The following is a 17,311-nucleotide window of genomic DNA, read 5'->3' as shown; positions in this document are numbered from 1 at the left end:
GCCCTGTGACATGCGCCCGTTATTCTATATCTTGCTACGATTCCGCAGTCGCGGCCAACACGCACACTGTTCCCCGTACGAGAAGTGTCGAAGTCGTTCGAATTCCCATTCTTCTCAAATGAGTTGTACTTCGATTGCCCGAAGCTAGGGACTGGTCTCGGCTATTTATGTTTGTGTCTTTCCTGAAATTAGAATCCGGCAAGCCAAGCCGCCGAGGCTAGAGGATGTATCCAGTGTTAGCTTGCAGCCGTAAGCGTTCAACAAGTCAACTGTTATGGCCAAACCTAAACCGGTTCCTCGAACAGAAGTGTCCAGCCGCCCTCCGGAATGCAGTACCCCTTCACGTGCATCTTCTGGAATTCCAGGTCCGTCATCCTCAATGCAAATCTCAATACCGCCCGCAACACGTTTGGCAGCTATGTGAATTCTTGTCCGACACCATTTCAGAGCGTTGTCGAGGAGGTTTCCAATCACTTCTTCGATGTCTTGAGCGTCCATTCGGACCTGAAGTCCGCTCTCGCATTCTGTCGTTAAAGATTTTCCTTCACGCTCTGCCGTGACCGAGAACAATCTGGATAGCCTATTAACCGAATGAGTAAGATCAGTTCGAGAGTATGTAAGTTCAGCGGTGTTTGACGCACGCATGCGTGCAAGGGAGCGCTTGAGCTGAGCATCGATCCTGTTCAACGCGTCGTCGGCAGGTTCGGTATCTGCTCCGTTGTCCGACAAAGCTGCCAGTTCGTTTCGGAGGATCGCAGTCGGGGTTTTTAGCGCATGCGCCAAATCAGCCGCTTGCCGTCGAGAACCAGATACAATCTCGCGGTTTCTGTGCAGCAATTGATTGAGGTCCTCGACAAGTGGCGAAACTTCTTCCGGATAGCCCTCCGGCTTAAGATCGTCTCCCTTGTCCCAGCGATGCGCCACATCTGCGCGCAGCTTCCTGAGAGGACCGACAATTGCAGACATCAACATCAATGAACCAGCAACTCCGATCAAGCCAACCAATCCAAAAACCGGCAGCAAGTTGTCCTGCGCGGCCCGGCGTTCGCTGATCAGCTCTCCTCTGCTTTCAGCGACAGTCACGCCCCATTCGGTTCCGTCTTCGAACGTGATCTTCTGAAACACACTTCGCACGGCCTCATTATCCGGGCCAGCGGTGTTCCAGACGACTGCCTCTTCCCTCAAGCCAGCAGGTTCGGAAATTGTTTCGTCAAAGAGCGATGCGGACGTAAATATGGCGCCGCTGCCATCCGTCACTTGCCAATACCTGCCGGAGTACGGCGTTCCGTAGGCCGGGTCGAACATGAGATCACGCAGAGCCTCAGGGTCGTCTGTGGTTGCGCTCAGGCCGACAATAAGTTGCGTGTGCCTGTCGCGCAGCGTCTCATCAAACTGTTCCAGGACGCGGGTATTGATGTAGGAAAACACAACGAGTGTTCCGACACCCACAGAAAGGGCGCCAGTCGCGAGGCCGCCAAGCAACGCGCGTTGGCGAAGCGACAACATCAGGCGGTATCGATCATATAGCCGCGCCCTCTGACAGTCGTAATAAGTTCAGAGCCTAGTTTTTTACGCAGCCGGGTTATGAAAACAGCAATGGTGTTGGAATCCCGATCGCCGTCGTATTCGTAAATGTGTTCTGACAACTCGGTGCGCGAAACCATGCGTCCCATGTTGTGAGCAAGGTAGGTAAGAACGGCGATCTCTTGCGCGGTCAGAACCACAGGAATTCCACCAACACTGACGCGCCCGTTTCGTGTGTCGAGCGAGACATCCCCCATTTCGATCACAGGGTTCAACTGACCGCTTTGTCTGCGCAGGATTGCACGCACACGTGCTGCCAACTCGGGCATGTGGAACGGCTTGGTCATGTAGTCATCAGCGCCGGCATCCAGGCCATCCACGCGCTCGCTCCACCCGTCGCGAGCCGTCAGGATCAAAACAGGCGTCTTAACGCCTGCACTACGCCATTCACGCAAGACAGAAATACCGTCGCGTTCTGGCAACCCGATGTCGAGGATGATTATGTCGTAAGGTTCTGTCGCACCCAGGTGCAGGGCGTCTGTACCATTGTTGGCCACATCTACAACACGGCCTTCCGCAATTAGAAGTTTTTTAACCTGCTCGCATAGCTGCGGTTCATCTTCAGCCAGAAGTACTCTCATATTCAAAAGCTACAGTCGCAACGGCATTAGTTTAAGCACTATTTTTAACGATCGCCTTTGCCGTTCCCGCCAGAATTCCCACCGCCGTTGCCATTGCCACCTGCGTTACCACCGCCGTTCCCATTGCCGCCGCCGTTACCGTTGCCGCCACCGTTGCCATTGCCGCCGCCGTTACCGTTGCCGCCACCGTTGCCATTGCCACCGGCGTTGCCATTGCCGCCGCCGTTGCCTCCAGCATTGCCATTGCCGCCGCCGTTGCCTCCAGCATTGCCGTTGTCGCCACCGTTGCCATTGCCTCCAGCATTCCCGTTGCCACCAGCGTTGCCACCTCCGTTGCCATTGTTTCCACGGCTCGTAGAAGTATTGCGACTGTTGCTGACGTCAGCAGGTGTCGAACGCGCTGCTTTCGATATTTGTCGACCAACACTGGATCGATTGGAAACGACCGTTCCGGTCTGGGCATTCACAATTACACTGACAATTTTTCCATCGGGCTTTTTGACAAGAATGCGATAGTAAATTTGATCAGCCTGAAACGCGCGCGCATCAACGGGGGTGCCACCAAAGGCTTTCTCGACGCCTTTGATAACCCGTTTCAAACGGATGGTGCCGCCGGTCAAGGTCGCCTTGCGCAGTTCACCTTGCATGAGCTCGCGCGTCTGGGCAGCCGCTTCCCCAATGGGCAAAGCAACCAGCAAACTTGCAACAATCAAGATCACCTTCGCACGCATGAACGTCCTCGTATTTCGCGGCTAGAGGCTACGTCTTTCGACATGAACCGATGATGAACAAGCAGTTAGCCCTGCGTTCAATTACCCTCAAGTTAAATGGAAACGAACTTTGAAGATTCGTACGTGAATCGAGACTTTGGAACACAGAGAGCCGATTTAAAGAATTAACGTCCGCTGATTTCCACTGAGGAGGCTGTTATGAAAACCACCAATTTTGGACTGTTAAAAGCATCAACCTTGGCAATCGCGTTGCTGGGATCAACTGCCATCGTGGCCACCATCGCCGCGCCGGATGTAGCCTTTGCTAAGGAAGGTAAAGGCAATGGCGGAGGAAACGGTAAAGGTGGAGGAAACGGTAAAGGTGGAGGAAACGGCGGCGGAAAAGGTGACGCTGGCGGAAACGGCAAGGGCGCCGATAATGGAAACGCTGGAGGAAACGGCGGCGGAAAAGGTAATAGCAGCGGCAAAGGGAACTCAGATAAAGGAGACCGTAGCGACCACAGTTCTGCCGGTAACAAAGGCGGAAAGAAAGATGCCGACAAAGGCCGGAGTGGGCGAAGTGCTGGGAAGTCCATTTTTGGAAACTCGAAGTCAAAATCCTCGCGCTCTGCTTCTGGGAATAGCGGTCGTTTTACATTGAAGGATATCTTCAGCGGAAAAGGTAAGACTAGAACGTTTAACACTTCAAAGAAAAACACGACCACTCATAGCGGTAAGCAAAAGCCAAGGACATATTCGAAATCATCAACAACCGTGATTGTCGAAGAGTCCATCCGCCCGGCCGTGCGAACCAAAGGGAACAGTATGGCGGCGCTTCTCGGCGCTCACCCGTCCGAATTAGGAGCGCTTAACGCAGCCAATGCCAACGCAACTGCATTAGAAAACGCTGCACCCAATTCCCGTGTCGGTCGAATTGCCAATTACCGAGACACCGTTCTAGCCGGAGAGCCGCTGCGCGAGGAGCTTGCGGAACAATTGGAAGAACTCGCCGGATTGGAACCTCCAGAGCGGACTATTCCCGAGATAGAAGAAGACTTGCGCACAGCTCTGGTCGACGTTCAAGAGAATCAAGAGAGGGTCGAAGACCTTGAACAGGCGCTCGAAGACGCCGGTGGAACGGATCCTGAAATCGAAGAACAGCTCGAAGAAGCACGTGCGGATTTAGACAGTTCGGTCGAAGAAGCACAGGACCTGAACGACGAACGACAAGCTGCTGTTGAATACGAAGAAGCAACCGAAGAAGTGCAAGAACTCGTTGATCTGGTTGATGAACAAGAATTGGCTGAGCGAGAAGCGCTGGAAGCCGCAGCCAACAAACCCGTCACCGACGCAGTTGAAGAAGAGGTGAAAGCGTTGTTGGGTCTGTAACGAAAGATCCCAGCCTCTTCTCGTCAATCAACTCGAAGTGCTGACCACTCACGGAAGCACTCAGCGCCGGGCCAGCCAAATGTTTCCCAAGAGTGAGAAGCGGCTGGCCCGAAGTTCATTGAGTTCGCCAAAGGTTGCGTCAATTTCCCTAGGGCGCACAAAAAGAAACCCCGCCCCAAACCGGAGCAGGATTTAGTTATCAATTCCAATATTTAGGACGAATATCGGGAATTGTTTGAGAGTCTGCTGAACTGTCTTCAGACGTTGTTATGTGCCTCAAAAAGCCGCTTGTTTTTAACGATTTCTGTCAGTGCATTTTCTATAGGAGGGAAGCGACCACTGCTCGACCTTGTTGTGGTTGACAAACGTTCCACGGCAACTTTGCCGGAGGTTTGCATCACAGTTGTTGGGCTGGACTCTTCAGTCACAAAGGCAGACTTAATCATGCGTTTCCCCTTGTCAGCGATCAAACGGTTTACAACTCGTTCGATCCAACATGAGCACTATGCCTCAGTTTGATTGAACACTTTGAGAACACATTGTTCACGTTCGGTTAATGTTGTTCGCGAAATAAAGACAAAGGATTAAGCGGGCGACGAGGTGGACGAAGAGCACCCTAACCTGGCACTTTGGTTGGATCATGCGATCACAATCTCAGCACATGGTCTCAGGTCGTAAGCAATTTATCGTACAGGAAAGCGACTCTTCGCTGATGAACTCGCCATGACCCATTCAAACTTATATCTAGGCTGTTAAGATAGTGAAGGTGCTCGTTAGGAAAAAAATTATTGGAGTTTTGGCGCTGGCACTGACCGCACAAGGTGCGTCACCAGCCAACGCAAATCCCAGTTTGTGCAGCCATAACACAGGGCAAGCTAGTGGAGTTGGCGCTACCCGCCAATCCAAGTGAAATCCAAATCCGGACTTTGTCCACCAGGCTTGGCGAAAAAAGCGGTCCCGTTCGTACCGCCAAGACAGGCCAAAAAATACCGTCGTGGGGACTACATTTATGATGGGTATGCCCGAGTCGATAATCCTAGCCGGTGGGGATTGCGGCGCAATGGATATTACATGCGAGCCGGAAACTACGTTTACGAAATAAACCGTGAAACTTATGAAGTGTTGAACCTGATAAGGGCAATCGCTGATGTCCTGAATTGAGTGCATTGGTGGTTTCTCGCACTAAATTCAGTTTGCAGTCATTCGGTCGAATTGCCAGATTCGAAGGGATGGACCTGCGCAAGACCTCAGTTGTGGCGAAGAATTCATCTAAACTGCGTCTATGGTTGGCCCGAACGGGGCTTTGGCAAAGCCTTCGCCACGGACTTTTTTGCTTTCTTAAGCAACTCGGGATTTGCAAAGCTCAGCTGGGAACGTCCGGTTTGGGCCATAGACCCGTCACAAGCAACCATTTAACCGACGGCAGCTTTGTCCGGAGGCTGTGTGAAAACTCTGACCGGTCGGCGAAACATGCCGAAAACTCCTTTTAGGTGCATTCTCTCGCGCTTCTGAGAGACCATTCGCACAGGCGCTGAAAACGAGCGCGACGAGAGAGTTAGTGAGAACTAGCACCTAGAAGCTTATGATGCCTTCAAAAGGAAACAGACATCATGAACTCTCAAGCTTTAGGTGAGTTCACAAGTGATTAGAAAATACAAAACAACTCCATGCGTTCGGCTACTCAATTCCCGTTGGGAAGGACGGCCGTCGACTGTGGCCCAGGCAATTGTAAAAAACGAAGTGAGTCATCCGGCATCACCCAGACTGCGAAGAGAAGTGTGACCCGGAAGAGTGAATATGGCCCCTTACAATCAAGGAAATCGAGCTTGACCCAAACGCTCAATTGGAGAAACGGACCTTGAGCTCTAAGCTCAAATGCTTCAATGGCATCCCGATCTCTGGACATTCACAACAAAGGCGCACGCATTTCATTAGTCCCTGATCCCGCCGAGCCATGCACTTGTCGCTTCAAGCCCTTTGCGCAAGACAGAAAACATCTGCTCAATTTCACTTTCGCTAATCATTAGGGGCGGTGAAAGAACACACATGTTGATCACAGGTCGAACAAGTAGCCCACGTTTCTGGCATTCAATATCGATTTGGCCGCCAATCTCGTAGTCGCATCCCAGGTCGCTCCGGGGATCACCATCAACTGAGCATTGAACGCATCCCATCAACCCCATCCCGCGCACATCGGCAACGATGTCAATCTGACGCAGCTGCTGTAGTTGATCCTGAAATACCGGAGCGACGTTCCGAACGTGTTCGAGAAGCTGTTCCCGTTCAATAATTTCCATACTTTTTAGACCAGCGGCCGCGCTGACCGGGTGGCCAGAATAGGTGTAACCATTAGAAAAGGTAGCATCTTTTCCCGCAACGTCGGCGATCAATCTATCCGAGATAACCGCGGCGCCCATAGGTGCATACCCGGATGTCATTCCTTTGGCACAGGTGATTATGTCTGGCTGAATGCCAAAAACTGCATCAGACGAAAACCAATGACCCAATCGCCCAAAAGCTGTCACCACTTCGTCCGAGATATATAGAACATCATACTTCCTGCAGATGTTTAGGCAGCCTTCGTGATATCCTTTTGGCGGTACGATCACGCCGCCAGATGCCAGAACAGGTTCGGCGATAAAAGCGGCAACATTTTCTGGACCAAGTGCCACAATGGCGTTTTCAAGATCGGAAACCTTCTCTTTCAGAAAGCTCTCTTCGCTTTGACTAGTTGCACGGTAGAGCGGATTCACGTCAGGCAGGAAATGTGCGAGGTCATCCGCCTTGTCTAGCCAAAGCCTGTCACGCTCTTTTCCACTGACGCTGGCCGCCAGATAAGTGCTTCCGTGATAGGCTTTTTGCCTTGAAATGATCTTCTTTTTCTCGGGCAGACCCAAAAGGTTGTTTCGAAAGTGGACAAAGCGGATGGCCGTATCCACCGCAGTGGAACCGCCGGTGGTAAAAAAGACATTGTTCAAGTCGCCCGGCGCCCGTTTGGCGATTTCGCGTGCGAACCGCGCGGCAGTCGAGTTGGAGTTGTTAAAGGGCGAGAAATAGGCAAGGTTCCGAGCCTGCTCAGCCATGGCCTCGGCCATCTCCTCGCGCCCATAACCGATCTGGGTGCACCACATGCCGCCCGGTCCATCGATCAAGCGTTCGCCTTTTTCGTTCACCACATGGATGCCGCTGGCACCTTCGATAAAAGTGCGGTCGTTTTCGCCCAAAGTTGCCATCCCTTCCCACGGGTGCAGGAAATGGTCGTTGTCCCAGTGCTTGGCGTTAGAGTTATCCACGGCGGGCCATACTTTCTGCGCTCATCACAATTGGGAACTCTTCGCGCACCTGAGCGTCTGAAGCGCCGAAGTAGTTGGGAAAATGGCTGTCGAGAATGGAATTGGCCTTGTCACGGGCGCGGTCCAATAGATCAGTTTTGCCTTCGTTTTCCCATGTATCTGTACGCTCACGATCCATGAGCCGCGGGTAGACAAATTCGGTGTTCATATAGTTCAGCGTGTGTGGGTTGCCGAGGAAATGACCTGGATCAATGGCGCATTGGTGGATCACATCCACCGCCATGGTTTCATCTGTGACTTCTATCCCGCGTAATGATCGCAGGATCATACCACCCGCTTCGTCATCGATAACCATGCTTTCAAAACTGCATCCCATCAGGCTGCCGATCATACCGCCAAACTCGCAAAGGCGATTGGCACCGGCATGTGCGGCAAGTGTGAAGGTCAGCGCCTTTTCCAACCCGTATTGCGCGTCGGGTATTTTGGCATCGGTCATGCCTGCGCCAACGGATGTGGGCAGGCCATAGAAATTGCCCATCTGAATGGCCGCTGCCCCGATGAGAGCCTGTTCACCGCTGCCGCCGGTAAACGACCCGCTGCGCAAGTCCGTGATGAAGGGCCAGGCGGCAAAACAGACCGGGCAGCCCGGCGTAATGAGGTTTACAATGGCAACGCAGGCCAGTGTTTCGGCCACGGTTTGAACCAGTGTTCCCGCAAGCGTCGCGGGGGCTGTGGCCCCGGCCTGAGGAGGCACGGCCAGATCGACAGTCAGACCAAGCTTGGCGGTATCAATCAGGATTTCCATGTTTTCCTTACCGATCCGCAGGGGCGAAACCATGGGGCAGCCACCAAAAATGACGCTTGGCTTTTTCATGAAAGCGCCTTCACCACCCTGAGCCAAATCAAACATTCGGATGGCATGCGGGATATGGCTGCGGTCGCGAAAGGTCAGACAGGCAGGCTTTTGGCTACCTGCGAGCATCGCATATATGGTGTTCATGTCGTGAGCGAAATCATCGGTCACGTCGGTGGCCAACACCGTGTCGCCCAGCATATGAATATTGTCCAAACGGTCAACCAGACGAGTGAAATCATAAACATCGCGCAGGACCGAAGGGCGATAAGTTTTGGTCTCGGAATCGAAGGTGGTGACGGCGGTGCCAGAGTTGGCGAAATAGACACTCTCCGCCTTGCAATGCATGTCGTCTTTGCCTTCACGTTCTCCTCGGGCATAGACGTAAAATTCCCTGGCAGCACCAGCCAGAATGTCTTCCATCAGGGCACGGGGGAAGCACAGTCGATTGAGGTCATTCATCACCGCGCCCTTGGACAGCACCAGATCAAGCAGTTCCGGGAAATGGTCGGTGACGCCAGTGTTTTCCAGAACGGTCAGGGCCGCTTGGTGGATGTTCTCCATATCTGATTGGGTCAACGGCTTATAGCGCCCGCCGCTTAAGCCTCCACGCACAGCCTCGTTGCCCGTGGTCGCCTGTTGCACCTTTATGCGCGCGGCGCGCCCACCACCACCGCGACGGCGTGATTTTGCCTCAGCCATTACCTGCCATCCTTTGTTCTGGTTCCGGGCTGATCATGGTGAAATAGAAATCGTAAAAATCCTGGATCGAGGTTTCCATTTCGCCCAAGGGGCCCGGTTGGAAGTATTGAGAATTCACGCCGGACTGGTTGTGTCGAATGATGCGTTCGTCATCCAAAGATGTGACATGCCAAAGCCAGGTCAGGTCTTCCTTGTCGTAATCCTGGCCTTCTTCGGCGTCAGCGCGAACCAGCCAGACCACCTGAATGTCGGTTTCCTGTAGGCCACGTGGAACAAAGCGGTAACCCACCATGTGATCCGAATAAATCAGGAACCAATTCAATGGACCAATATCAAAGTCAGTTGCGCCACCGTCGAAGCCATTCAACGTTCCAAGCAATGGCGCAAGCGCCTCGCCCGATTTGCTGCCGGTTTTGTAACCTTGGTAAAGCGGGTAGCGCCGATAGTACCCGCTGGTGAATGGGGTGGGCGCAGCCTCGCCAACAAGCGCCAATTCATCAGGCGTCAGCCCAACTTCTACAGCCCTTGCATTCAGCGGCTCGACCAAGCCAGCCATGTCTTGTGGCGATTTCAGGCTATGAGAGCGAGAGTATTCTTTGTGTGCTGGTCCGCAGTGGTAGCATTCAAGATAGTTCTCAACCGCCAGTTTCCAATTCGCTGGAACCGGAAATGACGCCGTATGCGCAATTTTCAAGTCGTCTAAACCATAGGGTTCGACGAGTGGCGAAAGTTGGCTGAGGACAGGATCAAGCGATGGCGTGTTTGCATCGGCACAGACAAAAATCAGGCCTTTGAAGACACTCACCTGAACGGGAAATAGCCTGAATTTGGATGGGTCAAAGTGTTCCCCCATGTTGTGGCCTGCACGAAGTTTCCCCGATAGCTCATATGTCCAGGCGTGATACGGGCAAACTAGAACACGGGAGTTGCCGGATTGTTCAGTGCAGACGCGAGATCCACGATGGCGACAGACGTTCAAATGAGCGCGAACTTCGCCTTCGCGGTCGCGAACAACGATAATGCTCTCCGGGCCATAGTCGAACAGGAGGTAGTCACCGGGGTTTGGGATTTGACTGACATGCCCGGCCCAAAGCCAGTTGCGGTTCCAGACCTGGGCAATGTCAAAATTATAGATGTCTTGCGAGGTATAGAATTCACGTGGCAGCGCGTGGCCGTGCTGGTGCGAGGCCATCAAAGCATCTAATTCAAACGGTCGGCTGTTCATCACGTGTCCTCCAAATCGATTATCTCGCGGCGAAACCAGTCCTTGTCTGATTCTGCCTTGGGGCGTTCAAAATCGCGGGCGGCGCGATGGCCTGCGAAGACTGCGTCCACGATCAATCCCGGCGACGCGGCGTCGCCAATAAGTTCGAGGGTCTTCAACCCGAGCCCGCGCAAGCTGTCATAAAGCGCTGTCTCTCGATGGCGTTCGGTCACCAGAATTGTCGAGGCACAAGGAATATCTGTTTCGCGACCAGTAAAGGCACACCCGATGCGTGCCACGTCACCTTCAACCGCCGTCAGCACCTGATTGCAGCGAATGTCGATACCAAGCTCGATCAGGCGGGCCTGAATACGAGGCTGCTCCAAAGTATTGACGGCGTAAGCTGAGACCAAACTCTCCGGCGTGACAAAGACCACTTGGTATCCGGCGGCCGCCAGTTTTTCGGCGATCACCCCTGCCAGATAGATTTGGTCATCATCATAGATCATCACCGGGCCATTCGGAGGCAGATGGCCGTTCATGATGTCATCAGGCGTCAGCACTTTGGCGCTTTGCTCGATCTGAGGCATATGGCGTTGCGTTTTACGGCCTATGCCATCGGCGCGCCAATGGCTGCCGGTGGCAACAAAGACGTGTTCGACGCCAAGCTCTGCCACCTGATCGCCATCAAGTCTGCTGTCAGTGAACAACTGAACGTTGCTGCGCTGTTTTAGATCACTCAGCCGATAGTCGACAACGCGCGACCAGGCCGCAAGGCCGGGTAGCTTGCTTTCCTTGGCAACACGTCCACCAAATTCAGCTGAGGCTTCGGCCAAGGTCACCTGATATCCTCGCCTTGCCAATTGCGTGGCGCATTCAAGACCGGCGGGGCCACCGCCAATAACCAAAGTATCCGCGTTGCTCTTCTTCGGCGCGATGATCTCGGGGTGCCAACCGCGTCGCCATTCTTCACCCATGGTCGGGTTTTGAGTACAGCGGATCGGGATGCCCAGATTGTCAGATGAGACGCAGATATTACAGCCGATGCATTCGCGAATTTCGTCGATCCTGCCGTCTTCAATCTTTTTCGGAATGAATGGGTCCGCAATGGAAGGTCGTGCGGCTCCGATGAGGTCGACAATTCCCTTTTTGACCATCGACAGCATCATGTCGGGGGACGTCAGGCGACCGACACCAACCACAGGTTTCCGTGTGATCTGTTTGACGTGCGACAGAAACGCGTTCTGATATCCGTCTTCTGGCTGAAAACGGGTTGTCGCACTGTCATTGGACCAGTCGGCTACATTCACATCCCATAGGTCAGGAAGATCGGCCAAAAGCTCGACCACGGCACGGCCTTCTTCTGAAGCCTGCATGCCGTCAGCGCCCACCATCTCATCAATGGCAAAACGGAGCGCCACAGCGCAGCTGTCACCTACAGCTTCGTGGGTATCTTCCAGCAGTTCGCGTGTCAGGCGCACGCGATTTTCAAGCGACCCGCCATATTCATCACTACGCTGGTTCATATGCGGCAGCATGAAATGTTGCGCCAACGTCATGTTGTGTCCGGCATAGACGTAAATGATGTCAAATCCGGCATCTTTCGCGCGCAGGGCGGCCTCGCGGTGCCAGCGGCGGAACTCGCGAATATCAGCTTTATCCATGGCCTGCGCCTGCTTGGGATGCGTCGTATCGACAGACATCTCGGAAGGTGCAAGAACCGGAGCCCGGGTCAGCAGGTTCTGCGCATGGTTGCCATTGTGCACCAGCTGGATAGCTGCCAGCGCCCCATGCGCATGTACCGCATCCGTCATCAGCCGCAACGCAGGCACATCGCGCCCGTCCCATAGCCGCCCCTCGGCATAAGGAGACAGGTCTGAGGTCGGGTGAATCTCGGTCTCCTGATTGGAAACTACCGCCCACCCGCCTTCGGCCTTCATCCCACGAACGGCGGCATCCGCCCGCGGTCGGACATGCCCCAGCCCGGTGCAATGCGGCACCTGATAAAAGCGGTTTCTGGCTGTGACTGGCCCAATCTGAACCGGTTCAAAAAGCAGAGCATATGGGTTCGCGTTCGACATGTTCACGCGTTTTCCTGTATTTGGGATCCGGAGCCCAATGGCCCCGGAAATGTGGTTGTGTTAGAAGCCGGCTTTGATCCGTTCAAATTCGGCCAGCATTTTCGCCTCAAGCTCGGGATTCACCGCATCAAAGAACAAACTGCCTTCGAAGAAGCTTTTAGGGTCCGCAAAACCATAGGCTTCGATGTTGGCCTGATCGGCAACTTCGAAAGATTTTGCGTTGGAATGTGGGTAGCCCCAGTTGTCGATGATGTACTGACCGCTGGCAGGGTCAGTGAGCGCGTTCAACAGATCATAGACCTGATCGACCGGAGTCGTGGAAGACTTCAGATGCACGTAACCGCACGCCCAGGTCGCGATGCCCTTATCGACATCACGCATCATCGCGGCAGGCACTTCGTTCCAGATCAGATTCAGTTCTGACTGGTTCCAGGCCCAACCCAATTCGATCTCACCGCTGGTCATAGCCTGATCAAATTGACCCGCATCGGACCAGTAAAAGCGCATGTTCGGGTGGATCGAGCGCAGGAAATCAGATGCTTCCTTGAACTGCTCGTCGCTCAGATTGGTATAATCGTCGGCGTTTCCAGTGGCCAGCGCAGCCAGGGCGTACGCAGATGACGCGGCATCCGGGACGGCGATCTTGCCTGCATAAGCCGGGTCCGCCAGCATTTGCAGCGAGATATCGTCGCCTGAGATTTTGTCGGTGCGATAGATAAGGCCCGTGTTCCCCCACTCGAACGGCAACATGTAAAGCTTGCCGTCTAGGACGATGGCGTCGACTTCCTTGATCTCGGGCAGAACATCGGCCCAGTTGGTCAGTTTGCTTTCATCCAGCGGCTGGATCAGGTCGGCTGCGACCCATTTCCGGACCGCGTCAGAACAAGGATGCGCCAGATCAGCCGTGAAACCCGAACTCAGTTTCGTAAAGGCTTCTTCCTGACTTCCGAAATAGGAATAGCTTGGTGCCTCATTCCCGTATTTTTCCATGTAGCTGGCAAAGAACCCGGGATCTTCATATCCCGACCAGTCAAAAACCGTCAGATCGGCGCCACCTGCTATGGCACTTCCCGTACTTATCGCCGTCGCACATGCGAAGGCCGCAATTCCCTGAAGTCTCATTTTATCCTCCCACTATTTTACTTTGTGTATGTACCTAGATCGATCACGCTTGCCCCCTGAAGCCCCAGCCAAACTGCGTCGCCGCGTTTGAAATCGACCGTGTGAAAATAGTTTGGAACTGAGACCGAGATTGGTTTCTCAGCTCCCGCCACCTGAATGTGGTAGTGAATGTTCTCGCCATAGAATGCGACGTTGCTGACAGTGCCTTGAACCGTTGATGGATAGTCTTCGGGCTTTTCAGCAGCGATTTCCAATTGTTCCGGGCGAATACCGATGTTCATGTCTTTAGAGCTGGTCGCAACGTTGGGGTTTCTCTCAATCTCAATCCGCCCGAAGGCGGCTGCATCGATCGACAACATATCGCCGGTTTCACCCAACAACTGGGCAGGCAGTATGTTCATTTCACCGATGAAACTGGCCACTTGCTGATCACAAGGACGGGCATAAAGCGTGGTCGGTGTGTCCACTTGCTTAAGCCGTCCATTGAACATCACGCCAATACGATCGGACATGGTCATCGCCTCATATTGGTCGTGGGTGACCATCACAAAGGTGATGCCAAGCGATTGCTGCAGATTACGCATTTCAAACTGCATCTGTTCGCGCAGCTTCTTGTCGAGCGCTGACAAAGGTTCATCCAGTAACAACACCTTGGGTCGCATGATCAGCGCGCGGGCGAGCGCCACCCTTTGCCGCTGCCCACCCGACAATTCGCTTGCACCGCGATCCTGAAGACCGCCCAGCTCGACCATTTCCAGGGCCTCGGCCACGCGCTGGTCAATCTCAGCCTTGGGCGCCTTGCCCCGCAAGCCATAGGCCACGTTGTTTCCGACGTTCAGGTGCGGGAAGATGGCGTAGCTCTGAAAGACCATGTTCGTTGGGCGGTTGTTGGCAGGCACACCTTCCATATCCTGACCGTCGATCAGCACGGTGCCCTCGGTCGGTTCCTGGAAGCCCGCGATCATCCGCAACACCGTAGTCTTGCCGCATCCCGAGGGGCCTAGGAGTGAGAAAAACTCACCCTCTTTGAGATCGAGATTGATCCCGCTGGCCGCCAGGAATGTGCCATAGCGCTTTTCGACGCCCCTGAGTTCTATGATGTTTCTGTCTGTCATCGGACCTCTGATGCGGATGAGCGGCGGCGGAAATACTCGGCCAGCACCAGAAGCAGAACCGAGGTGAGCAGCAAGATGGAGCCAAGCGCCAGCACATTGGGAAGCTTGGCAGGGAAACGGATCTGGCTCCAGATATAGACCGGCAGGGTTGGCTGGTTGCCTGACAGGAAAAAGGCCAGGACGAACTCATCGAAGCTGACAGTGAACGTGACCAGCATGCTGGCTACGATGCCAGGGGAAACGACCGGCAGCGTCACGCGGCGGAAGGTTTCGAACACGCCGACGCCCAGATCGTAAGATGCCTCTTCCAGCGAAGCGTCGAAGTCATCGAACGCGGACTTCAAGATCGAAACGGAAAATGGCAAGGCGAGGAACGTATGGCCCAGAACAACGGTCAGCAAAGACGGCTTGAGACCGAGAAACAGAAACAGGACCAGCATTGACGAGGCCACGATAATGCCCGGAATAACCAACGGCAGCATCACCAGTCCTTCAGCTGCACGCTGACCCCGAAAACGATAGCGAACAAAGGCGCGCGCAGCGAACAGCCCCATAGCGGTGGATAGAAGTGCGACGACCGTGCCGACACCCAGCGAATTCCAAAGGGCCTGAATCAACGTATCCTGTTCGCCCAGCTTCCGATACCAGTCCAGCGTCCAGCCCTTGATCGGAAAGGCAACGATTGTACCGCTGTTGAACGAGAACAAAGGTAGGAAAAGAACCGGCAGGTACAGAAAGACCAAATACAGAAAAGCATAGGCTGTCAGCGTCGAGGGGCGCTTCATCTGATCCTCCTCCCAAGCTGGGTGGCGGTAATGACAAACACGATGGCGACGAAGCCAACCGACAGCATCGCGATCAGCGAAAGTGTGGCGCCGAGGGGCCAGTTGTTGGCAGCCCCGAACTGCACCTGAATAAGATTAGCGATCATCTTCCCGTCCGATCCGCCGACCAGTGCGGGCGTTACGTAGTCGCCGACAGTCGGAATGAAGATGATCAGGCAAGCCGCAATGATCCCCGGGATCGTCAGCGGCAGCGTCACCCGCATGAAGCGTTGCAAAGGACTGTTGCCGAGGTCTGTGGCGGCCTCCAACAGACTTGGATCGATCTTCTGCAACGAGACATAGATCGGCAGGATCGCAAAAGGTGCCCACGCATGAGCAAGCGTCAGCACGACAGCGAATTCGTTGTACAGCAGGAAGTCGAGCGGTTCGTCGATCAGACCAAGCATCATCAGTGCAGAATTCATCACCCCGTTGAACCCAAGGATGAGTTTCCAGGCAAATACGCGCAGCAGATAGCTGGACCAGAACGGAATGGTGATGAGCAGAAGCCAGATAGTCTTTTTCCGGGCCTTCATCGCGATGAAGTAGGCGATGGGATAGGCCAATGCGACAGTGACTACCGTAACTGCTCCGGCAATCCAGATCGACCTTAGCATTAAGTGTCGAACCAGCGGATCAGCAAGCGCGTCGCTATAGTTTTTCAACGTCGGTGTCTTGTCGAGCGTTACGTAGGTTTGGGTCCAGAACGAATAGGCGATCAGGATCACCAAAGGCGCCGCCACCAGAAACCCCACGTATGCCGTGGCTGGTGCGCTTAGGGTATAACCCCGGGACGCTTCGCTACGAAAAATCACCCTATCTCCCATCTCGGTACTTACGAGTCGCTAATGGACGATCGTCCATTTAATGTTGCGCCAGAAAGGCCTTTCGTGTCAATCTCCCTGTGAGCGGCCCATATGAGAAGACCCTAAGATAATGGAATCATTGAATAGAGTGACAGATCCTAAAGGAAGAAAGCGTAGTTCGAAGCGCGATCCGGAAGCCAATAGGCAGCTTCTGATTAAGGCGACACTGGATACAATTGCTGATATTGGAGTTACCGATACCTCGGTCAGTCGCATCTGCGAGCGCTCAGGTCTGTCGCGCGGAATGATCCATTTGCATTTCGGGGGGAAGGACAATTTGCTGACCGCTGCGGCCCAGCATTTCAGTACTGAGTATTATGCCGAGATGGACAGAATGACCGATCTGGGCTCGGATGCATCGCCCGAAGACCGAGTGATGGCTGTGATCGAGGCGGATCTGTCCGAAGCTTTGCTCAATCCACGAAGTACGAAAATCTGGCATGCATTCCGAGGCATCGCAAGTTCACATCCAGGTATTGCCCGATACAGCAGCACTCAGGACCCCAAACTTGTCGAGACTTTGCGGCGTGCGTTCTTGGAGATAGCCCAACAAAACGAGCAAGATCCGAACTTGGTGGATGATGCCACCAGCGGAACTCTGGCCTTGCTGGAAGGTATGTGGGTAAATTACCTGACCGATATGCAGATGTTTTCGCGACGACGCTCTGCGGAACTTATTCGAAGGTTTTTAGGCGGGCTTTTCCCAGGCAAATTCATGTTATGAGCCTTGGCGACGCTCAGATTTGACGTAGAGACAAAACCCCTTCTTGGAAAGCCGACAACTGGTACTGGTGATACCCCCAGCTACTAAGCGCCATCCAGCCGAACACGCGACCTATCCATCGCCCAGCAGGGCATTGCAACGCAATGTCCCGAGAGGGATTCACCCAGAGCCGTCCTTTCGTCGGTTGTTTTAGGGGCCCTTTCAGCCCCTCTCGTAGCCAAAGCCTTTCAATTGCGTATTCCCAGTCGATTGCCGCTTGGATC

14 protein-coding genes are annotated in these 17,311 nt (G+C 53.9%); 2 read left to right on the top strand and 12 right to left on the bottom strand.

The window, feature by feature from the left end:
* Positions 1–165: 165 nt before the first annotated feature.
* Genes AC2FFH_RS19820 through AC2FFH_RS19810 form a run of 3 tightly spaced genes read right to left on the bottom strand, consistent with a single transcriptional unit; the run spans position 166 to position 2,896 of the window.
* Complete coding sequence (locus AC2FFH_RS19820; RefSeq protein WP_496725619.1) at positions 166–1,506, bottom strand: sensor histidine kinase; 1,341 nt, start codon at positions 1,504–1,506, stop codon at positions 166–168.
* Positions 1,506–2,165 (bottom strand): response regulator transcription factor, encoded by a 660-nt coding sequence (locus AC2FFH_RS19815; protein WP_496725618.1) that lies wholly within the window; start codon positions 2,163–2,165, stop codon positions 1,506–1,508. Before AC2FFH_RS19815 ends, AC2FFH_RS19820 begins: the two co-directional genes overlap by 1 nt.
* A 44-nt stretch (positions 2,166–2,209) precedes the next feature.
* Positions 2,210–2,896: a PepSY domain-containing protein gene (locus AC2FFH_RS19810; protein WP_496725617.1), complete on the bottom strand. Its 687-nt coding sequence runs from the start codon at positions 2,894–2,896 to the stop codon at positions 2,210–2,212.
* A 198-nt stretch (positions 2,897–3,094) separates the two neighbouring features.
* Between AC2FFH_RS19810 and AC2FFH_RS19805 the strand changes: the two genes are divergently transcribed.
* Entirely contained in the window at positions 3,095–4,264 is a 1,170-nt protein-coding gene (locus AC2FFH_RS19805; protein WP_496742162.1) for a hypothetical protein, read from the top strand.
* Between the two features lie 257 nt (positions 4,265–4,521).
* Here the strand turns inward: AC2FFH_RS19805 and AC2FFH_RS19800 are convergent, their stop codons facing one another.
* The 9 genes from AC2FFH_RS19800 to AC2FFH_RS19760 form a co-directional block, all read right to left on the bottom strand.
* Positions 4,522–4,710, bottom strand: coding sequence for a hypothetical protein (locus AC2FFH_RS19800; RefSeq protein WP_480794126.1), 189 nt, complete (start codon positions 4,708–4,710; stop codon positions 4,522–4,524).
* A 1,485-nt stretch (positions 4,711–6,195) separates the two neighbouring features.
* The gene (locus tag AC2FFH_RS19795; RefSeq protein ID WP_496769401.1) at positions 6,196–7,557 is read right to left on the bottom strand and encodes an aminotransferase; all 1,362 of its coding nucleotides are present in this window, start codon (positions 7,555–7,557) and stop codon (positions 6,196–6,198) included.
* The gene (locus AC2FFH_RS19790; protein WP_496769399.1) at positions 7,550–9,112 is read right to left on the bottom strand and encodes a trimethylamine methyltransferase family protein; all 1,563 of its coding nucleotides are present in this window, start codon (positions 9,110–9,112) and stop codon (positions 7,550–7,552) included. The genes AC2FFH_RS19795 and AC2FFH_RS19790 overlap by 8 nt, the downstream gene beginning before the upstream one ends.
* Positions 9,105–10,337, bottom strand: coding sequence for an aromatic ring-hydroxylating oxygenase subunit alpha (locus tag AC2FFH_RS19785; protein ID WP_496845159.1), 1,233 nt, complete (start codon positions 10,335–10,337; stop codon positions 9,105–9,107). The genes AC2FFH_RS19790 and AC2FFH_RS19785 overlap by 8 nt, the downstream gene beginning before the upstream one ends.
* Positions 10,337–12,397, bottom strand: coding sequence for an oxidoreductase (locus tag AC2FFH_RS19780; RefSeq protein WP_496845158.1), 2,061 nt, complete (start codon positions 12,395–12,397; stop codon positions 10,337–10,339). The genes AC2FFH_RS19785 and AC2FFH_RS19780 overlap by 1 nt, the downstream gene beginning before the upstream one ends.
* 60 nt (positions 12,398–12,457) lie before the next feature.
* Positions 12,458–13,519, bottom strand: a complete 1,062-nt coding sequence (locus AC2FFH_RS19775) for an ABC transporter substrate-binding protein (protein WP_496769394.1) — start codon at positions 13,517–13,519, stop codon at positions 12,458–12,460.
* Between the two features lie 17 nt (positions 13,520–13,536).
* Positions 13,537–14,634: an ABC transporter ATP-binding protein gene (locus AC2FFH_RS19770; RefSeq protein ID WP_496769392.1), complete on the bottom strand. Its 1,098-nt coding sequence runs from the start codon at positions 14,632–14,634 to the stop codon at positions 13,537–13,539.
* On the bottom strand, positions 14,631–15,419 hold the full coding sequence (locus AC2FFH_RS19765; protein ID WP_496690593.1) for an ABC transporter permease: 789 nt from the start codon (positions 15,417–15,419) through the stop codon (positions 14,631–14,633). The genes AC2FFH_RS19770 and AC2FFH_RS19765 overlap by 4 nt, the downstream gene beginning before the upstream one ends.
* Positions 15,416–16,285 (bottom strand): ABC transporter permease, encoded by an 870-nt coding sequence (locus AC2FFH_RS19760; protein WP_496706694.1) that lies wholly within the window; start codon positions 16,283–16,285, stop codon positions 15,416–15,418. Before AC2FFH_RS19760 ends, AC2FFH_RS19765 begins: the two co-directional genes overlap by 4 nt.
* A 109-nt stretch (positions 16,286–16,394) precedes the next feature.
* On the opposite strand from AC2FFH_RS19760, the gene AC2FFH_RS19755 reads away from it, so the two are divergent.
* Positions 16,395–17,048, top strand: coding sequence for a TetR family transcriptional regulator C-terminal domain-containing protein (locus AC2FFH_RS19755; protein WP_496741652.1), 654 nt, complete (start codon positions 16,395–16,397; stop codon positions 17,046–17,048).
* The last annotated feature ends 263 nt before the right edge of the window (positions 17,049–17,311 follow it).

The organism is Ruegeria sp. YTSC003, from assembly GCF_059609785.1.
Note: the sequence above shows the minus strand (reverse complement) of the source record. Positions and strands in the feature narration are given on the sequence as shown.